The organism is Rothia sp. HMSC068E02 (genome assembly GCF_001813565.1).
Lineage (GTDB): Bacteria > Actinomycetota > Actinomycetes > Actinomycetales > Micrococcaceae > Rothia.
In genome coordinates, this window is record NZ_KV812882.1 from 348,080 (window position 1) to 368,778 (window position 20,699).

Consider the following 20,699-nt stretch of genomic DNA (forward strand, 5'->3'; position numbering starts at 1 on the left):
CCCTGTAGCTCCGGCTCGCCCCAACACCCCCCTGACCGGGGCGTGCGGGCGGGTCGGAGCGCACGTGCCTACAGGCTACCCCCCCCAGAATTTAGACAAACACACAGCGTCGCAAACACACAGCCTCTGGGGGAAACGCACACGCCTACGGGCTATCACACACATCACCGAAAAGGAGAGATATGAGCCATCACGAGTACATCTTGGGCACCCGCGGGTCTGCTCTCGCCCTGACCCAAAGCCGTATCGCTGCTGAAACCGTCACCGCCCTCTATGCCGAACACCAGACACACCACGGCACCGCAGACCACGACGCCGCTGAGGTCGTGGACTTCACCCTGCGCACCGTCAAAACCGAAGGCGACGTGCTCACCGGGCCCCTGGCAACCCTCGGCGGCACCGGCGTATTCGCCGCGGCACTGCGCCAGCGCCTGCTCGACGGCGAGAACGCCTCCGAAGAAAACCGCGTGGACATGGCAGTACACTCCCTCAAGGACCTGCCCTCCGCGCCCTGCCCCGGCCTGGTCGTCGCCGCAACCCTCAAGCGTGAAGACCCCCGCGACGCCCTCGTGGCACGCGACGGCCTGACCATCGACACCCTGCCGGAAAGCTCCCGCGTGGGCACCGGCTCGCCGCGCCGCGCCGCCCAGCTGCGCGCCCTGCGCCCCGACCTTGAAATCGTGGACATCCGCGGTAACGTGGGCACCCGCATCGGCCGCGTGAAGGGCCTGGAAGAGCACGCCGGTAAGCAGGTCGTGCTCCGCCAGAACACTGAAACCTCCGAACGCGCCGACCACGGCGTAGGCACCGAACGTAGCGGCGACTGCGATGCCGTGGTGCTCGCCGTCTCCGGCCTCAAGCGCCTGGGCAAGGAACACCTGATTACCGAGTACCTTGACCCCAGCCGCATGCTGCCCGCCCCCGGCCAGGGTGCGCTCGCCCTGGAAGTGCGCGAAAGCGAATTCGAGAACCCGGACCCCGCCGTACTCGCCGACCCCGAGGTAGCACGCCCGGTGCGTGCCCTCGGCCGTGCCCTGCTTGCCGCAAACCACTACGAAACCCGTCTCGCCGTCAGTGCCGAGCGTGCCCTGCTGCGCCGCCTCGAAGCCGGATGCGCCGCGCCCATCGGTGCCTACGCGCAGGTGGTTGAAGGCGACCTGGTGCTCAACGTTGTGGTGGCGTCCCCGGACGGCACCGACATGCTGCGCCACACCTCGGCAACCGCCGAGCTGGATGTGCCCGGCGCCGAACGCCTGGGCGTGCGCGTGGCAGAAGACCTGCTGCAGATGGGTGCCGCCGCCCTTGCCGGTTTGGACCTGAAGTAGGCGCCATGTCTGCCCCGCCTTCTGATACCCCGCGTTCTGAACCCCGGCAGGCTGATACCCCGCAGGCTGATGCCCCTCGCACGGTTCTGCTGACCCGCTCCGCCGCCCAGGGCGCCGCCTTCGCACGCGCCCTCGCCGAAGAAAGCGCGCAGAACGGGTTGGGGGAGCCCCGGGTACTCTTCGCCCCGCTACAGCAGGCACGCACCGTCGAACCGGGCGCAGACCACTCCGCCGCGCTGGAGGCGCTCGCCTCCGGTCACTACGCGTGGGTGAGCTTCACGAGCGCCAACACGGTTCGCGCCTGCGCGCAGCTGTGGGATGACGAGTTTGCCCGTGCGGTTCACGCCGGGGGAGTGCGGGTTGCTTGTGTGGGTGCGGCAACCGCCCGTGCCGTGCACGCCCAGCTGGGGCTGGACACGGATTTTCAGCCGCAGGTGCAGAGCGCCGCGGGAATGCTCGCGGAGTTCGAGCAGCCCGTAGCTGAAGCCCCCGCTGTGCTGGTTTTGGAGGGCTCCAACGCCCGCCCGACCCTGCGGGAAGGCCTCAAGGACCTGGGCTGGGACAGCCGCCGCTGCGTGCTCTACGACATGGTGCCCGCCGAGCAGGTGGCGCCCGGCGAGCTGAGCCTCAGCACCGCCCGCGCGCTCGTACAGGGGAATGCCGTAGATGCCGCCGCCCCGGAAACCCCCTCGCCGGATGTGCTGGTGGTGACCGCCCCCTCCCGCCTGCACGCCCTACTCGACGGCGCACCCGCGCTACCGCCCGAATCCGTGCCGCCGGTGGTGGCAATTGGGGCGAGTACCGCCTCCGCATGCCGCGCCCTGAACCTGCGCTACGTGCAGGCCGATTCGCCGTCACCGCAGGATTTGGCGCGCGCCGCAGTATCCCTCATTTACTAAGACCACATATTTTTATCGAGTTTTCAGGAGAGATCATGAACCTCACCCGCCGCCCGCGCCGCCTGCGCACCACCGCAGCCATGCGCTCCCTCGTCGCCGAGACCACCCTGCGCCCCGCGCAGCTGATTCAGGTGTTCTTCGTTCGCGACGGCATCGACGAGCCGCAGCCGATTCGTTCGATGCCCGGTCAGTACCAGCACACCCTGGAGAGCATCATCCCCGCCGTGCGTGAGGCGTACGAGGCGGGCATCCGCTGCATTGACCTGTTCGGCATTCCCCGCGATGAGGATAAGGACGAGGTTGGCTCGACCGCCTGGGATCCGCAGGGCATCCTGAACCGCGCGATTGCCGTGTGCCGTGAGGAGTTCGGCGACGACCTGGTGGTTATGGCTGATACCTGCCTGGATGAGTTTACGAGCCACGGCCACTGCGGCGTGCTGGTTGATGACGGCCACGGTACGCTCGTGGTGGATAACGATCAGACCGTGGAGCTGTACTGCAAGATGGCGGTTTCGCAGGCTCGCGCGGGTGCGCACACCGTTTCGCCCTCGGGCATGATGGACGGCCAGATTGCCGCAATGCGCGCCGCCCTGGACGAGGCAGGCTTTGAGGATGTGTCGATTCTGGCGTATTCGGCAAAGTACGCTTCGGCGTTCTTCGGTCCGTTCCGTGACGCGGTAGAGTCGACCTTCAAGGGCGACCGTAAGACGTATCAGCAGGATCCGGCGAACCGCCGCGAGTCGCTGCTGGAGGTGCGCGCTGACCTGGAGGAGGGCGCGGATATGGTGATGGTGAAGCCTGCCGGCAGCTACCTGGATATTGTGCGTGAGGTGGCGGAGTTTTCGCCGGTGCCGGTGGCGGCGTACCAGGTGTCGGGTGAGTACGCGATGATTGAGGCGGCTGCGGCGAACGGCTGGATTGACCGTAAGGCTGTGGTGCTGGAGTCGCTGCGTTCGATTCACCGCGCCGGTGCGGACGTTATTCTGACCTATTACGGTACGGAGGCGGCAGGCTGGCTGCGCGAGCTGGACGCCTAACCCCTCCCTGTTAGACGCTGAGAAGCCACATGTGTTTCGAAAAGCCACGTCTTATGTGGCTTCTCGAAACACATGTGGCTTCTCGCCGTTTATGATTGTTCTTCGCTGACTGGCTTGTACCCGAGGGAGGTACACACAACGTTGCCGTTGGTGAAGTATTCCGCGAGCTTTTCGCGGTCGGCGGGGGAGCGCAGGTCCGCCCAGCGTTCCTGCTCCAGGTAGAACGCAACCTGGGAGGTCAGGCAGACGACCCGCTCATCGTGTACCGCCACAATGTGCCTGCGCAGCCACGGCATACGCTTGGCAAGGTTCGGCGGGATTCTGGACGGCACCTTGATTTCTATCTGCCACTGCGAGGGCTCGTAGAAGGTCGGCTTGATCTGTTCGGGGTTCTTCGGGAAGACGCAGAACTCCTCAATATCGGTGTATCTGTACTTCTTCGCGGGTAGGAAAAGCCGCCCGACGTAGAACGAGTCGGGGTTGAACAGCAGGTACCGCCTCATATAAACCCACCGAGTTACTGCAGTTACGGTGGTAACAATTGCCAGCGTTATGGAAGCTCCACCAATGGGCATTGGCTGAACACCTAGAACTGTCCAACCGACAAGCGAATAGAAGAAGACGATGAGAGCCACAACCAACACAAAGTGGGTTTCAACGTAGAAATCATTCTTTGCCCGAACCGGTTTAGCTTGAGGATGAGCCCCATTCGGCACAGCAAAAACGTTGAGACGCATCAACGCTGTGCTATAGATTTGAGGCAACCCGGCTGTCATGTCATCCGTATCGATGCTGCGGGCTTTACGCCAAGTGCGGCGACCTGAACGTGCACCCACGAACACCATGTAGAACGGCAACAACAGAGCCGGTAGCAGAATGCCATTATGGGCAATATCTGTGTACAGACGAAAGATGGACCGTGCGACAAGGCATGCCCACACATACATGAGCACGTGGAACCACGCCTCAATCGAGGAGATACCGTATACGCTATCGATTTCTTTGCGGGCACGGGTGAGGTTAGAGCGCAGTTTATGTTTTGGTAGCGGGTTACCCTCCAGGGAACGACGTTCGGCATACCTCATTGCATTGTTGACGGGGGAGCCGTAACGGGCGATGTAGAGCTCCTTCGCCTTTTCCGTGCTGATTGTTGCGGGGTGAGTGATAGCGGGTACTATGCATAACCCTATGTAAACGATAAAGGCGATGAGCCATATGTAGCGCAACGGCTCTAGGGGTATCCCAAAAGCGCTTAGCTCCATGAATTGTCCTCTCTACGGGTATCGGTGATGGTGTGTCTACGGTGCTGAGAAGCCACATGTGTTTCGAAAAGCAACATAAAACGTGGCTTCTCGAAACACATGTGGCTTCTCGCGGTATGTAGGCTACAGGTTTACTTGTACTGCGCCTTCTGGAAGGACGCGCGGCGTGCCGCCTCCTCCGCATGCTTACCGGCAGGCTTGTACCCCATGGTCGTGCAGATCACGCGGCCGTCCACGAAGTACTTCGCCAACATTTCACGGTCCGCCGGCGAATCCAGCTGCGCCCAGCGTCCCTGCTCAATATTGAACGCAATCTGCGCCACCAAACAATCAATCTGGTGCTCATTCAGCGAATAGTCGTGCTTGCGGCCGCCGGGGAGCAGAATCTCCAGCGTCCACTGGCTCGCGTCCTTCGGGTTCAGCTTGATAGCGTCCGGGTTCTTCGGGTACACACGGAATGCGCGAACCTCAGAGTAGGGGCGGGACTTCGCCGGAAGGAGCAGACGCCCAGCCTGGAACGAATCCGGGTTGTACAGCACGTAATCGCGGCTACGCATCAGCAATATGATAATCAGCAGAACGCCCGCCGCCAGCAAGAACCAGGATGCGTGACCGATATAGATCGCTTCCCAATCCTCGTCAATGCTCCAGCCCGCCAACGAAACCAGGAAGACCGAGGCGAGCAGGAACGCAATACCGCCGAGGATCCAGTAGGCGGTGCGGTCGTCACGGATCGGCTCTACACCCGGCACCGTGCCGCGCACACGGAACGGTGCGCTCAGCTTACCCAGCGTCGCCGAGTAGATGCGCGGCATGCCCAGCACACGGTCGTCCTTGCTGTATCCGCGAACTGCACGCCACTGACGGCGGCCAATACGCGCACCCAGGTACACCATGAGGAACGGCAGAATCAGCGCCGGTAGTACAACACCGTCGTACACGATATCCCAGTACAGGGTGAAGATAGAGACCGCCACAATCCAGCCCCACAGGTACATGACCACGTGGAACCAGCCGCTAAACACGCCGGCGCCCTCAATAGAATCCAGCTTCTTCTTCGCCTTCTTCGTGGCGCTACCCTTGCGGGAGGAGCTCAGCGGCGCACCCATCGCGGTGCGTTCCGCGGTGGCGCGGCGCGCCTCATCAACGGGCGAGCCGGACACCTCAAGGTACAGTTCGGCTGCCTTCTCCTTCTTGATGGGCACCGGGTAGGCGATATCCACCAGCAGGCACAAGCCCAGGTACACCATGAAGGCGATCAGCCACACGTCGCGTAGCTGCTCCATAGGCAGTCCCAGAGCGCTCAGATCCATGAGCGGCTCACCTCCTTACGTCTCTCAAACTCCTACGCGGATGCGGCAGCAGCTGCGGCAGCCGGAAGAGCCGAGATGATGCGGTCCATGGCCGCGTCATCGTGAGCGGCAGAGACAAACCAGGCCTCGAACGCGCTCGGCGGCAGGTACACGCCGGACTCCAGCATCGAGTGGAAGAACGCGGTGTAACGGTTGGTGGCCGAGGCTTTGACATCCGCGTAGTTGTGCACGCCCTTCTCGGAGGTGCCGAAGGCCACCGAGAAGAGGTTACCGGCGTTCTGGATGGAGTGGTCCACACCGGCGGCGGCGAACGCCTCGGTCAGGGCTCGGCGCAGCTGGGCGCTGCGGGCATCCAGGGTCTTGTAGACCTCCTCATCGGCCAGGGTCAGGGTCGTAATGCCGGCGGCTACCGACAGCGGGTTACCCGAGAGGGTGCCGGCCTGGTAGACCGGGCCGACCGGGGCCAGGTACTCCATGATGCGGCGCTTACCGGCCAGGGCCGCGATGGGCATGCCGCCGCCGATGACCTTGCCGAAGGTGAAAATATCGGGAACCCAGCCGCCGTCCTCGGGGGCGGCGTAGCCCCAGTAACCGGCAGAGGAGACGCGGAAACCGGTCAGCACCTCGTCAAAGATGACGAGCGCGCCGTTGGCGTGGGCAATCTCGTGCAGGCCGCGGTTGAAGCCGGGTTCGGGGGCGACCACGCCCATGTTGCAGGGGGCCGCCTCGGTGATGACGGCGGCAATCTGACCCTCGTGGGTTTCGAAGGCCTCTCGCACGGCATCCAGGTCGTTGTAGGGCAGCACGATGGTCTCGGCGGCGGTCGCGGCAGTCACGCCGGCAGAACCCGGCAGCGCCAGGGTTGCCACGCCCGAACCGGCCTCGGAGAGCAGCGCATCCACGTGGCCGTGGTAGCAGCCAGCAAACTTAATAATCTTGTCGCGGCCGGTCACGCCGCGGGCCAGGCGAATCGCGGTCATGGTCGCCTCGGTACCTGTGGACACCATGCGCACCTGCTCAATCGCGCCGGGGATCGCGGCGTTAATGCGGTTGATGACCAGCTCGGCCAGCTCCGCCTCGGGGGCGCTCGCCGCACCGAAGGACAGGCCGCGCGCGGCGGCCTGCTGAACGGCCTCCACGACCTGCGGGTGCGCGTGGCCCAGAATCGACGGGCCCCAGGAGCAGACCAGGTCAACGTACTCGTTGCCGTCCGCGTCGTACAGGTAGGGGCCCTTAGCCTTCGCCGCAAACGCAGGAGTGCCGCCCACGGAGTTGAAGGCGCGCACCGGGGAGTTCACGCCGCCGGGAATCACCGCGCGGGAACGCTCGAATAGCTTCTCGCTGGCTTCGTGGTGTAGCGGGTGGGTGGGGGAGAGAGTCATCGTATCGGTGCCTTTCAAACGAGACGGCGAATTCAAGAATTACAGGGGACGAGGCGTGCCGGGCGGCAGAGCCCTCGCGCCGCTAACGTCCCGTACCCTAACCATCATAGGCGCTACAGATGAACCGCAGGTGACAAGCACCTGAACGTACCGAAAGGTGACGATAAAACACAACAGACAAGTTAGGGAACAGAGAGGACGCGCAACGCGCTAACGCAGGTGCCGGTCGGTATCCAGGCGGTTCAGAACCTGGGTGTCCTGATCGAACAGCCAGTTCTTGTCGAAGATTAGACGCACGAAGGCCAGGCCCATACCCAACGCCATGAAAATCAGCAGGGACTGCACGAAACCGCTTGCCGCCGAGTACATGTCACCGCTAGCAAAATGCGACATCGAACGGTAGAACGGAACACCCGGAACCATCGTCACCACCGCCGGAACCGACAGGGAAATACGGGTGTACTTACGCTGATGCAGCGGCGCCACAATCTCAGCCAAAATACCCACACCAAACACGGCAATCGTCGCTGCCATATGCGCGGGCATACCCGCCTCCACCATATGAATACGGATGGGGTTCGCCACCGCTGCAATCACGCCGCCCCACACACACGCCACCGGGGAAGCGGCAAAAAGCATCGCGAAGCCAGCCGCCGCAACACCCGAGGAAAGCACCTGCAACACCAAATACAGGGTCGGGTCAAGGTTAAGAGGCGCAGGAGCCGCCAACGGCAGGTGGAAGAGTGAACCCAAAACCCACACCGCAAATGACGCACTCAGCAACAACAAACCCACATAGGTTAGACGCGAAATACCCGCCAAAAAGTCCATGCGGGAAATATCGAGCATGCCCGTCACCATGGGGAAACCGGGCACCAAGAACAGTACCGACGAAATGAAACCAATCATATGGTTCGGGCTAATCCAACCCACCGCGACCAGCACATTAACAATCGCAATGTACAGGCCCGCCGCCAGGAAGCCGCACGCCATCCACGTTGCCAAATGGCTCACCCCGCGCTTGAGCAGGGTCGAACGCAAAAACTGGCCGGCACCCGCCGCGAAGAACACCACCGTGCACTCCACCAGACCGCCACGGTTCAAGAACGCGAACCCGGCACACGCCACCGCCGACGCCAGCGCCAACATCCAGCGGGTGTACAGAGGCTTCGCCGAATCAATAAGGTCAAGCTCAGCATTCGCCTCCGCAGGGGTGATCTTTTCAGGAAGCTCAGAAATGAACTTACCCAACTGATCCAGCTTATGAGCGTTAATGCCCATCGTGCGCTGCTCAGCGACCTCGGTACGGAAATTACCCTCCGTGTACGAAGAGGTCGAAATCTCGGTGAAGGTCACCTGCGCGTGATGCTCCTTCAACCCCACAGCCTTTGCCAAACGCGCCATCGACGCCTTAATACGGTATGCGCTCGCACCCGACTTCATCAGGATGCGGCCCAGGCGGAGCACCACCTGCGACTGCGCCACCAGGTGCTCATGAGCCAGACGGGTAGACCCCAGATAAATACTGCGCGTATTAGTGTCAGGGTACGGCTCGGTAGTGCGGGGCTGATCATCCATGAGAGGCCTTCCGGGTCGTGCTATTCACGTGCTATTCGTGTAGGTGTGGTTCCTTATCTAGCATAGGGGAGAAGCCCAAGCGGGGATAGTGTCAGCCCGTCAGCAAAGGAGAAGTAATTGGGGCGCTACCTAGGTTTTTAGCGGCGCAGGTTTAGCGGCGCACCGGCCAGCGGCCGTCAATGACCTCAGATTCCTTACCCGGCTGCGTGCGCAACCACGCCTGGAAGCTCGCCGCCTGCTCGGCCGCCCACTGAATCTGCTGCTCGTGCAGCTGGCGCGCATCCACGTTGAGAACCTCGGGGAACTGCTCGGTGAGCTTGACGAGCAGGCGCTCCGCAGCCAGGGCATCATCAGCGGAGGTGTGCGCATTCTCCAGGGAGACACCGTACTCGGCGGCAAGGACCTCAAGGGTGCGCTTGCCGCGCTTACGCGGAATCACGTGCTTATGCAGAACATACGGGTCGAGCACCACACCCGGCGGCAGCTCACCGTTGGCAATATTGTGGCGTAGCATCTCGTGGTGCAGTACCGAAAAATCGTAGGCGGCGTTGAATGCAATAATCGGCACGCCGTCAAGGTTCAGCGCACCAATCGCTCCGGCAAGCTCCCACACGACCTCGCGGGCGGGACGGCCGTGCTCACGCGCGTACTCGGTCGTAATACCGTGCACGGCGGCGGCACCGGCGGGGATCTCAACGCCGGGGTCGGCCAGCCACTCGCCACGGCGCACCACATTACCCTGAGGGTCCAGCAGGATCAGGGAAGCAGTCACGATGCGGGCGGTGGTGACGTCCACACCGGTGGTTTCAAGGTCAAAAGTGGCGCGCAGGCCGTTCATCCAGGTCATGCTATAAGACTAACCCAGCGGCGGTGCGGGCGCGCGCCCGGTTGTCACGCGGCTGTGGATAAACCCTCGGCGGGGCGGCATATTAAGTCACCGAGGCGGCACATAAGCAGCTGACGAGCCCACATGACCACCCACAAGGTACAACCGCGCTACAGCCGATAGACTGAAACCATGACAACCCAACTTCTCACCGGCATCCCCGGAACCGGTAAAACCCATCACCTCACCGAACGCGCCCTGCGCTACCTCGCCGACGGGAACGACCCCGCCCGGCTGCTCATCCTCGCACCCACCCGCACCGCTGCGACCCGCATGCGAGACACCATCGCCGCCTCCAGCGACCGCAGCCTCTCCGTAGCACCCACCCGCGCCTGGGCAGCATACGCCTTCGACCTGCTCAAACGAGCCCAAACCCGGGGGCTGCTCAGCGGCGTAGAAGGCAACCTCAAACTCCTCTCCGGCCCCGAACAAGACGTCATCATCGGCGAACTACTCGCCAACCACGCCGAAGGCATCGCACCCGGCCCCGCCTGGCCCGACGTACTCCGCGACGCCCTCGCAACCCGCGGATTCCGCCACGAAATCCGCGACTTCTTCGACCGCATGGCAGAATACGACCTCACCGCCGAAGACGTACACGCCCTCGCCACCGAACACAACCAGCCCGCCTGGCACGCCCTCGCCCAACTGCACACCGAATACCGTGCCGTGCGAGCCCTCCGCGCCAAAAACGCCTACGACCCGGCAGTACTCATCAACGACGCCTGCCGGCTACTGCTGCGTGCCCCCGAATTTCTCGCCGAAGAACGCCGCCGCTACGACCTGATCCTCATCGACGACGTGCAGGAACTCAGCCCCTCCATCTACCGGCTACTGCGCCTCATCGCCGCCGAAGTCGCCCCCGCAGACGCCGCGCACCTGACCGAAACCCACCCCGACCTCTTCGCTGAAGGCCCTCGGGTTGTCATGACCTACAGCGATGAAGCCGTCGTCCAGGGCTTCCGAGGCGCCCGCCCCGACCTCGTCACCACCCTGCAGGCAAGCTTCCCGAGCATGCGCACCCGCACGCTCACCACCTCGTACCGCCTGCCCGCGCTCATGATGCCGCTCGTGGCGGACATTCGCCGCCGCTTGCCGCGCTACACCCGGTTCGTGCCGCTCACCGCCGAACAGGCAGGGGAGAAGAACAGCGCGCAGGAGGGGGTAAAGAACGGTGCGCCCGCAACCTTCGGACGCATCAACACCACCCCCGCCGATGAAGCCCTCACCTGGGGCGCCGCCGACGAACCGCTGCTGCACCTGGGTGCCGACGGCAAAATCCTCGACCCCGCGCACTACCGCACCGCACCCGCTGGCGTGTATAAGTATGCGCTTTCCAGCTCTCAGGACGAGGCGAACCTCATCGCCCAAATGCTGCTCGAAGAACGCATCTACGGCAACCACCCCTACCGCGAGTCCGCCATCATCGTGCGTAGCAGCGCGGACGTGGCGCGCATCCGCCGCGTGCTCTCCTCGAACGGTATTCCCTCGCGTACCTCCGCGGCGCTCGTGCCGGTGCGCGACGAGCCCGCCGTACGCCCCTTCCTCGACGCGCTCAGCCTGCTCGTCTACGCACGCAAGCGCGGCGAGAAGGCGCTGAACCCCGCCGTGCATATGCTCGCCGCAGAAGGTGCAGAAGGTACGGAGGCAGCGGAGCGTGGCGGCTACGAAACCCTCAGCGCCACCGAAGCTGAAGAGCTCATGCGCCGAAGCCTCGACGACGTCATCGCCGAAGAAAGCCGCGCCAACCCCCTCGGCGGCGCGCAGAGCGCCATCACCCTGCTCACCTCCCGGCTCGGCGGCGCATCCAGCATGGACGTGCGACGACTCCGCCAGCAGCTACGATCCATCGAACTGCAAAGCGGTGGACACCGACCCAGCGACGACCTGCTCCTCGGCGCCCTGCTACACCCCGAAACCCTCCCCGAAGAGGGCGTAGGACGCGCCGTGCACCGTATCGCAGCCGTGCTCTCCGCCGGACGTAAAGCACTCGCCCGCCCCGAATCCACCAGCACCGAAGTGCTCTGGGCGCTCTGGGAAGCCAGCGGCCTCGAAAAGACCTGGGTCGCCCAGTCGCGCGGCGCAGGCCCCGATGCCGACGCGGCCCACCGCAACCTCGACGCCATGATCGGCCTCTTTGAAGCCGCCGACCGATTCGACGAGCAGATGCACGGCGCCGGTGCTGAGCAGTTCCTCGACTTCATCGACGCGCAGGACCTGCCCATGGACACCCTCGCCGCCCGCGGCGTACGCCAAGACGCGGTCGAGATTCTCACCCCCGCGCTCGCCGCAGGTCAGTCCTGGCGCACCGTATATGTATGCGGTCTGCAGGAAGGAACCTGGCCCAACACCACCGTGCGAGGCTCCCTGCTGAGCACCGGCGACCTTACGGACCTGTGCGATGCACGCCTCCGCCAGCGCGCCCAGCAGGCAGAACAACATGCGGGGGAGAGCGAGCAGCCTGTGCCGCCCGCCCGCATCCGCAGCTACCCCGAACGCGTGCGCGACACCCGCCACGACGAGCTGCGCATGTTCGCCGTCGCCGCCACCCGAGCCAGCACCCGCCTCGTGCTCACCGCCGTACGCAATGACGATCAGGCACCCGGCGAGTTCTTCGACTTCGTGCTACCCACCGACGCGGTTGGCGAATCCACGGACGTGCCCATCACCCGCGTGCGCCGCCCCGCCACCCTGCGTTCCCTCGTGGCGGAGCTTCGCCGCACCCTCGTTGAGGAATCGATGAACGCGATGCGTGCCGAAGACGCCCAGCAGGAGGACACACAGCAGAACGGCGCGCCAATGCACAACGCGCCGGAAGAGGCGCCCACCCCGGAGGCTTCCGCGTACCGACTCGATGCCGCCTCCCGCACTCTGGCGCGTCTGGCGAACGCCCAGGCACCCGGCGCCGCACCCGACGAGTGGTGGGGTCTGCTACCGCTTTCTAGCACGGAGCTGCTCTTTGCCCACCGCCCGGCAGACCACGCTGAGCTGGACGAAAACCATGGCGAAGACGGCGAAGAACAGGCTGAAAACCCCGGCCGCCGCACGATTACGCTTTCGCCCTCGCGCCTGGAAACCATCCACAGCTCCCCGCTGGACTGGCTGGTTTCCGCCGCCCGCGCGGAAGCCCAAACCGACCTGTCCCGCTCGCTCGGAACGCTCGTTCACGCCATCGCCGAGGAGTACCCGACCGGCACCCTCGAAGAGCTCCAAACCGCCCTCGACGAGCGCATTAGCTCCCTCGGCGTGCCCGCCCGCAAGGACGATGAGACCGATGAAGAGTACCGCGAGCGCGTGCCCTGGGAATCCTACGCCCTCTACGAGCGCGCCAAGCGCATGATTCTGCGCCTGAGCTACTACTACCGTCAGCACATGGGCGACGCCGGCTGGCAGAACCTCGGTGTTGAAGGCTCCTTCGCGGTGCGTGTGCCCGTGCCCTTCGACCCCGCCGGTGAGGTTGGCGAGCTGGATGCGCTGCTCACCGGTCGTGTGGACCGCCTCGAGGGTACCGCCCCGGCGGAGGACGGCACCCGCCGCTACGCCATTGTCGATCTGAAAACCGGCAAGTCTAAGCCGACCGGCTCGGAGATGGAGACGCATCCGCAGCTTGCCGCCTACCAGATTGCGGTGGAGGCTGGCGCCGGTGCGCAGCTGGAGGAGCGTTACCGCGCCGAAGCCGCCGCCCTGGAGGCGGGCGAACCGCTACCGGATGCCCGCCCCCAGGAGCTGGAGTACACCGGCTACACGGGTCATTCCGCAGGCGCGGCGCTCGTGCAGTTGGGCGCCTCGGGCGTGAACGACGAGAGCAAGACTCGTCTGCAGGTTCAGCCGGCACTGACGGAGCACGATTCGTGGGCGGCTGAGCTGGTGCAGCACGCCGCGGAGCTGATTGCTGGCTCGCAGGTGCAGACTCGTCACCGTGAGGGCGGCTATGGGTGCCGTCTGCCGGAGATCTGCCCGATTTGTACGCGCGGCCGTCAGGTGACTCAGCCCTAGTAGCCGCGTACCCTACGTTTACTTTCGATATCACTCACCCCGAACCTCCCATGAGAATGATCCATGAGGAAGAGGAATCATGACTGACTCTGGCGCATATAGCGCTGATATGCAGAGCGCTACTAACCCCGGCGCTCACCCCGGTTCTGGCACCGGCATGCTCACCCCCGCCCAGTGGTGCGAGCACAATAACTGGCAACTGCCCAACGGCATGCTCTTCTCGGCTGAAGCCGCCGCGAACGACCCCGCGCTGAAGCCTGCCGACTACCGCAGTGCCCTCGATATTGCCGAGATGCTCAACGGCGCGGACGGTAAGAAGCCGACCCCCGAGCAGGTCCGCATGATTGAGGCGGGTCCCGCCCCGACCCTCGTCATTGCGGGCGCCGGTTCGGGTAAGACCGCGACCATGGTCGACCGCGTGATTTGGCTGGTCGATAACGGTTTTGTGCGCCCTGAAGAGGTGCTTGGCGTGACCTTTACCCGCAAGGCGGCAACCGAGTTGCGCAGCCGTATGCGCGCCGGTCTGAACACGCTGCGCCGTAGCCGCCGCGTCGCCCCGAGCGATGAGGAGCTACGTGAGGGCATCGCTGACCCGACCGTGCTCACCTACCACTCTTACGCGAATAACCTCGTCAAGGAGTACGGTCTGCGCCTGGGCGTGGAGCAGGACGCGCAGATGCTTGGCGATGCGCAGAAGTGGCAGCTTGCCGCGCAGATTGTGCAGTACTGGGAGGGGGAGCTTCCCCTCGATAAGGACGGCGTGCCGGTCTCTGCGGCGACCATGATTAACCAGATGCTGCAGCTTTCTGACGAGTGCGCGGAGCACCTGGTGGAGCCGCAACAGGTTATTGACTTCTGCACCGAGCAGTTGGCGGCGTACGCGGCGGTGCCCGAGCCTCGCCGTGAGACGAAGACTGAGAAGGACATCCTGAAGGTTCAGCGTCTGCTGCGTAACCGCCGAGTGTACGCGCGCATGGTGATGAGCTATGCCCGCGTGAAGGCGCGTATGCAGGTGCTGGATTTTGGTGACCTGATGCGTTTTGCCGCCCGCATTGCGGAGGCTGACCCGGCGATTCGCGAGGGTGAGCGTGCCCGCTTCAAGGTGGTTCTGCTGGACGAGTTCCAGGACACTTCGCACGCGCAGATGAGCTTGTTCTCCTCGATTTACGGTGCCGATGAGGCGGCGGGTATTCCGGCGCATCCGGTGATGGCTGTGGGTGACCCGAAGCAGTCGATTTACGGTTTCCGTGGCGCTTCGGACGGCCAGATGTTCAGCTTCTACCGTCATTTCCCGACTAAGCATGTGCAGCCGCTGTTCCTGTCCATCGCGTGGCGTAACGACATTTCGGTGCTGAACGCGGCGAACCACGTGGCGGAGAAGCTGAAGGAGGTTCCCGAGTGGGTGCGTGCCGCCGACGGCGATATTACCGCCGCTCAGGTTCCTGACCTGCGCCCGCGCTGCGCCCTGGTGGGGGAGCCTGGTTCACCCGCCTTTGAGCAGGCTGCCGCGGGCATGGTGGGGCGCGTTGATTTGACGTACCACGACTCTGACCGCGAGGAGGCTGTGGCTATTGCCGAGCGTATTGCGGCGATGCGTGCGCAGGCGGTGCGCGAGTATGAGCGCGCCTACGCGGCGCATCGTTCCGGCGATGGTTCGGTGCGTCCGCGTTTGAAGATGCCTGAGATTGCGGTGTTGGCGCGTGTGCACGGTCAGCTGGACCCGATTCGTGTGGAGTGCGAGCGTCTGGGTATTCCGGTGCAGCAGGTGGGTTTGGGCGGTTTGCTTTCCCAACCGGAGGTTGTGGATTTGGTGTCGGCGTTGCGTGTGCTGGCTGATCCGAACCGTTCGGATGCTCTGGCGCGCCTGCTGACGGGTGCGCGTTGGCGTTTGGGTGCGGCGGATATGTTGGCGCTGGGTGATTGGGCGCAGTCGCTGGTGCGTGAGCGTGAGCGTGCCCTGCGCGAGCAGATGGCGTTGCGTATGCTCGCCGAGGCGGAAGACGCTGACGACGCAGCTGCTATCAACCTGCAGACGGAGCACCTGCGTGCCGCCCAGGAGCGCCTGGACGAAACCCTCAAGGGTGCGGTGGAGGATTCTTCCGGCTACGCCTCCCTGATTGAGGCGGTGGAGAACCTGCCGCAGGACGGCGCGGACGGCGAACCGCTCTACGGTGAGCAGTATCGCGGCCGCCGTTTCTCCTCGGCGGCGCTGGAGCGTCTGCGTGCTTTTGCGGAGCAGATGCGCGTGTTGCGTGCCGGTTTGAGCGAGGATTTGGGCACGCTTCTGTACGAGATTGAGCGGACCATGCTGCTGGATATTGAGCTGGCAGTCCGCCCGGGTACCGACCCGCTGGGTTCACGCGCGAACCTGGACGCTTTCCACGAGGTGGCCGCCGCCTACGGCATGTCGGCGCCTCGTATTAACGCGATGATTTACGCCGGTTCTGACGGCGTGAGCGCGGAGGAGGGCGACCCGGGTGCGCGCCGCTTCCTGCTGTCTTCGGGCGGCGTGAGCTACGTGATGGGTTTCCTCGCGTGGCTTGAACGTGCCGATGATGAGGAGAAGGGCCTGGCGCTGGGCACTGTGGAACCTGACCCGAACGCGGTGCAGCTGATGACCATGCACGCCGCGAAGGGCCTGGAGTGGGATCACGTGCTTCTGCCGGGCCTGTGCGGTAGCGCCACCGGCGGGCAGACCCCGAACCTGTGGCAGATGTCGGCTAATACGGCGCTGCCCTGGCCGCTGCGTGGCGACCGCGAGTACCTTCCCTCGATCCTTGAGACCCCGGAGGAGATTACCGCCTTCGAGAAGGCGAAGGACCTGGAAGACTACCTGGCCGAGCACAAGGATGATGCCGCCGAGCATGCCGGCATGGAGGACCGCCGCCTCATGTACGTGGCGATGACCCGTGCCCGTAACCTGCTGGCGTTGAGCGCCTACCGCTGGAAGAGCGCCGCTATGCTCCCCCTGCCGGTGCAGCCCTTCTGGGAGGAGCTGCTGAAGATGCTCTTCAACCCGTTCGTGGGTCTGGATGCGCCCTCTCTGCATTTCGAAGAGACAATGGATACCCCCTGGGCAGCGCCGCAGTTGGTGGGCATGGGCCTGTCGTACACGATGCCGAACCCCGCCGATAAGCGCAAGAAGGTGCACCTGAACCATGTGCGCCGCTGGGCTGAGCAGCTGGCTGAGTCGAAGTACCGCCTGGCGGAGCCGGTGACCCTGGTGCACGGTACGGTCGTGGATCCCTCGAACCTGCCGCCCGCCCCCGATGAGGCGGCACTGCTGGAAGAGCTGGAACTCTACCCCGTAGACGCCGACGAGCTCACCCCCGTACAGGCGGAGGCGCGCGCGAATGCTCGGGCAACCTACGCCGAGCAGGTGCAACGCTACGCGTGGGCGCTGGTTGAGGCCATGGCTCCTGCCCTCGCGCAGGATTGGCAGCTGGCGGCTCCTTCCGTACGAGCACGCACGGTGGCGGAGAACTGTACCCGCCTGAACCTGCCGGTGCCCGAATGGATTATCGAAGCCACCGAGCGGGAGAAATGGCGTGAGGCGCAACCGCCTCAGCCCGGTTTCTCGCCGACGGTGGCGGCGGCGCTGCCGATTGAGGTGCGCGGCCAGTTCGCCCAGAAGAACTACGAGGACAGGAACCCGAACCTGGGTGCGGTGCTGACCGCCATGTGGCCTTTTGATCCGCTGGAGCGCCCCGTGATTTGGCGTTGGGCTTCTGACGATGCCCTCAACCGGGGCACGGAGGCGGTGCTTCGTCGCGGCCAGCATGAGCAACTGGAGCGTGAGATTGCGATTAACTCCTCGAGCCGTCGTGAGGCGGTGGAGCGCGCCGCCCTGGCGGTGGAGCTCGCCGTTGGCGCGGGGGAGGATAATCTGCACCAGAGCGGGGATGCAGCGGGGGAGAGCGCAAGCCACCTTGCACCCGTCGAACCCGCTGCATCCGCTGTACACGGCGAGTCCGCTATTCCCGAATCCCTGCGTCAGCAGGCGGTGGACTGGGAACGCGAAGCCGACCTGCTACTGCTCATGATGGGTCAGACCGACCCGGTGCTGAGCGATCAGCTGCCGGGGCACCTGTCCGCATCCACGTTCATTCGCCTGAGCGAGGACCCGCAGGGCACGGTGCATCAGCTGATGCGCCCGGTGCCTCAGCGTCCCTCGCGCGCGGCAACGATTGGTACGGCGGTGCACGCGCTAATTGAGGAGCACTTCGGGGTGGCGTCGAGCGCTGACCCGCTGGAGGCACCCGACGCGGAGGACACGGTGGGCGTTGACCTGCCTGCTTCTGCTGCTGCCTCCGCCTCCGCCGCGCCCGCTGAGCCTGCAGATCCTGCTGACCAGCAGGAACAGGACGAGTTCACCTTCGAGGACGACTTCGAGGAATCCGAGAGCGAACTGGACGCCTCCGTTCAGCGCCTCTGGGAGCGCTTCGCCAACAGTGAGTGGGGCAGCGACGAGTGGAAGGACCGCATCTGGGCGGTCGAATACCCGGTCGAAACCCACATCGAGGGCGTAAGCCTGCGCGGCCGTATCGACGCGGTGTTCCGCACCGAGGACGAGGGCGGCGAACGCTGGGTGCTGGTGGATTGGAAGAGCGGTTCCCGCCCGAAGATGTCGACCATGCAGTCTCGACGCTTCCAGCTGGGCCTGTACCGCATCGCGTTCTCCCGCATTATGGGCGTGGACCCGGAGCGTATCAGCACCGTGTTCGTGTACCTGGGCGGCAAGGGTGTTGCGGAGGTGTGGGATCACCAGATCCGCGGCGGCCTGCCCTCGGAGGCGCAGCTGGCGAAGGTGATCCGCGAGGCGCGCAAGGGCTAGGTAGCGGATCTCAACAGCGAATCTCCCAGCGCCGGGCGGGCGGCGCTCGCGCGTTAGCTTGAGCCAATAACCGAATACAGAAAAGCAGCTCACGGAGGCATTGCGCCTCGTGAGCTGCTTTTCTGCGTGGACTTCTGCGGTTAATGGCAGAGAACGCCTCTTCACCCCACTGCATTAGGGTGATGAGGCGTCCTCAGCCGCTGAAGAACTATAGAGGTACTTCGTGCCCTCGCACGCTCCGGGAAAGAATCGCGCCGAACGACTGCCGCTCTCGCGGCCTCACTCGCGCCGCCGGCGCCCCGTGGGGTTTGCGTGCGTCTTTACTCTCAAACACAACCTCGAAAGTAACTCTATAGATTTCTGCCATCGGTGATTGGTTGCGCGGTGCATGAATCCGGCTCGGGTCTGACATGACCGGTCAGGGTCCCGTCCAATCTGTCTCCCCAATTTATCGCTGCCACGATATCAGCGCTGGTCAGTGCGCTATGGGGAGTGTGTCCGCTGGTATTCTCGCGGCACAGCAAAAGTATTCCAGGAGTTTTTGAAAAAATCTACAGGGTAAGTTTTTACCCTAAAATGCACTATTTTGAGCATAGTTCAAGGTGAAGTTGAGACTCTGTGGACTCCCGAGGTCAAAAGTTGGTTCATGTGGGTTTGTGGCGTATTAGCACCCGGGAAATATTGTGAATGGCGCCTTTAGCGCACCTTCAAGTCTCAGCCTTAATCTGAGTCATTCATGCACAAAAATGCAAAACTGGTGCTCAAAAGGTGAGGGGAAACACTTAAAGAAATTTCGGCAAAAAGCCCACTAAAGCCCCTCCACTAGCCCTTATAGGCATCATCCCGTCGGTTTGACAGACAGTCAGGAGAGCAGGTTTCACCGGGCGCGAGTCAGCGGATATACAACCCAGTAGGTACAGTTCAGCCCCGCAGCGCAGTACTGCGGGGCTGAACTGAAAATCTAGCTGAACCGAAAACCTATGCGGTAAGTAGCAACCTAACAGCTACCCGACCCAATACCTACTCGGTGGGGCCGACTAGCGGGCCGACCTCCTCCTGTCCGAGCAGTTCGCCGGAGGCGCGCAGGTCGTCCTGAATGTCCAGGAGCATGGACACCGCGTGGGTTGCGCCGTCGCGGTCGCCAACCTCCACGGTGTGGGTGAGCCACTGGGCGATCGCGAACTCCGCGTAGAAGTTCGCGCGCTGCGCCAGGTAGGCGTCGGGCAGCTGAGGCATCTGCTGGCGGTACACCTCGATTGCCTCGTCGGTGAAGTCGATGTCCTGGCAGGAGTACAGCCAGGCGAAGTCCTGCGCGGGGTCGCCCACGTGCACATCGGACCAGCCGGTGACCTCCACGATGCGCGCCGTCGAGGGCGTGACGTGCAGTACGAGGTTCTCGGCCCCCATGTCACCGTGGACCACGCGCGGGCGGAACTGCCACATGGGTCCGGGGGAGAGCACGGTACGCCAGTGTGCGAGTAGGTCGGCGGGCACCTTGCCGGTTGCGGCGGCACGCTCGAGCTCGGCGTTCTTGCGCAGACGAATCTGCTCCGAAGAGTAGGAGGGCAGATCGGCTTCGTAAATGATGTCTTCGGGCATCACGTGCAGGGTCGCAATGTCCTTGGCGATGATGGACGCCAGGGAGGGGCGGTTCGCCGCAACTTCGCGGCGGCTCAGCTCGGCGAGCTGGTCCACGTCGTAGATGGTGCCGGGGATGTGCGTGTACACGAACACGTTGCCGCCCGCGTAGGGTACGGTGCCGGCGACGGTGGGTACGGCGAAGGGCAGTCGGGCGCGCAGGCCGGGGCTGAACGACTGCAGGATGAGGTGTTCAGCTTCCAGACGCATGCTGGCGTCGGGGCGGCGCGGGGCGCGCACTCGCCAGCGGCGACCGGTGGAATCGGCGATGATTGCCGAGTCGAAGTCGTCGCTGTCTTCGCGGACCGGTTCGGCGCCGACGGGGTAAATCCCGGGCACTCCGGCGGAGACAATGGCTGCTAGCTGAAGGGGAGATAAAGTCACGGGTTAAGGTTACCAAACCAATGTGTGCCGTTTAGTAGTTTTTGGGATCTTTATGCCAAGTGGTGAAGATACTTGTGGATAAGCCTAAACGCTTCCGCCTGCGCTTCTTCCCTCACCTCTATCCGTGCTTCTACTTGCACGCCCCCAGATAGGTAGCGCCTCACG

General features: G+C 63.9%; 11 protein-coding genes. 5 read left to right on the forward strand and 6 right to left on the reverse strand.

All coding sequences use genetic code 11. From position 1 onward, the window contains the following. The first annotated feature begins 182 nt into the window (after window positions 1-182). The 3 genes from HMPREF2919_RS03185 to hemB are packed head-to-tail and all read left to right on the forward strand — an operon-like array spanning window position 183 to window position 3,261. Entirely contained in the window at window positions 183-1,325 is a 1,143-nt protein-coding gene (locus tag HMPREF2919_RS03185) for a hydroxymethylbilane synthase (RefSeq protein WP_070642794.1), read from the forward strand. A 5-nt stretch (window positions 1,326-1,330) separates the two neighbouring features. Beyond that, window positions 1,331-2,224 (forward strand): uroporphyrinogen-III synthase, encoded by an 894-nt coding sequence (locus tag HMPREF2919_RS03190; RefSeq protein ID WP_083309202.1) that lies wholly within the window; start codon window positions 1,331-1,333, stop codon window positions 2,222-2,224. A 35-nt stretch (window positions 2,225-2,259) separates the two neighbouring features. After that, a complete protein-coding gene (gene hemB / locus HMPREF2919_RS03195; RefSeq protein ID WP_070666183.1) occupies window positions 2,260-3,261 on the forward strand; it encodes a porphobilinogen synthase in 1,002 nt (333 codons plus the stop codon). Window positions 3,262-3,350: 89 nt separating this feature from the next. On the opposite strand, the gene HMPREF2919_RS03200 is transcribed toward hemB, so the two are convergent. The 5 genes from HMPREF2919_RS03200 to HMPREF2919_RS03220 form a co-directional block, all read right to left on the reverse strand. Beyond that, the gene (locus HMPREF2919_RS03200; protein WP_049349423.1) at window positions 3,351-4,523 is read right to left on the reverse strand and encodes a hypothetical protein; all 1,173 of its coding nucleotides are present in this window, start codon (window positions 4,521-4,523) and stop codon (window positions 3,351-3,353) included. Window positions 4,524-4,654: 131 nt separating this feature from the next. After that, the gene (locus HMPREF2919_RS03205; protein WP_049349425.1) at window positions 4,655-5,836 is read right to left on the reverse strand and encodes a hypothetical protein; all 1,182 of its coding nucleotides are present in this window, start codon (window positions 5,834-5,836) and stop codon (window positions 4,655-4,657) included. A gap of 32 nt (window positions 5,837-5,868) precedes the next feature. Further along, the gene (hemL, locus tag HMPREF2919_RS03210; RefSeq protein ID WP_070666186.1) at window positions 5,869-7,218 is read right to left on the reverse strand and encodes a glutamate-1-semialdehyde 2,1-aminomutase; all 1,350 of its coding nucleotides are present in this window, start codon (window positions 7,216-7,218) and stop codon (window positions 5,869-5,871) included. Between the two features lie 210 nt (window positions 7,219-7,428). Beyond that, window positions 7,429-8,796 (reverse strand): threonine/serine exporter family protein, encoded by a 1,368-nt coding sequence (locus HMPREF2919_RS03215; protein ID WP_070666188.1) that lies wholly within the window; start codon window positions 8,794-8,796, stop codon window positions 7,429-7,431. A gap of 151 nt (window positions 8,797-8,947) precedes the next feature. After that, window positions 8,948-9,643 carry a 3'-5' exonuclease gene (locus tag HMPREF2919_RS03220; RefSeq protein ID WP_012903182.1) on the reverse strand — a complete coding sequence of 232 codons (696 nt, stop codon included), beginning with the start codon at window positions 9,641-9,643 and terminating at the stop codon, window positions 8,948-8,950. A gap of 171 nt (window positions 9,644-9,814) precedes the next feature. On the opposite strand from HMPREF2919_RS03220, the gene HMPREF2919_RS03225 reads away from it, so the two are divergent. Then, a complete protein-coding gene (locus HMPREF2919_RS03225) occupies window positions 9,815-13,678 on the forward strand; it encodes a UrvD/REP family ATP-dependent DNA helicase (protein ID WP_070666190.1) in 3,864 nt (1,287 codons plus the stop codon). 79 nt (window positions 13,679-13,757) lie between these two features. Further along, window positions 13,758-18,512 (forward strand): ATP-dependent DNA helicase, encoded by a 4,755-nt coding sequence (locus tag HMPREF2919_RS03230; RefSeq protein WP_070666191.1) that lies wholly within the window; start codon window positions 13,758-13,760, stop codon window positions 18,510-18,512. Window positions 18,513-19,532: 1,020 nt separating this feature from the next. Here HMPREF2919_RS03230 and HMPREF2919_RS03235 read toward each other — a convergent pair. Then, window positions 19,533-20,534: a phosphotransferase gene (locus HMPREF2919_RS03235; RefSeq protein ID WP_070541642.1), complete on the reverse strand. Its 1,002-nt coding sequence runs from the start codon at window positions 20,532-20,534 to the stop codon at window positions 19,533-19,535. Between the last annotated feature and the right edge of the window lie 165 nt (window positions 20,535-20,699).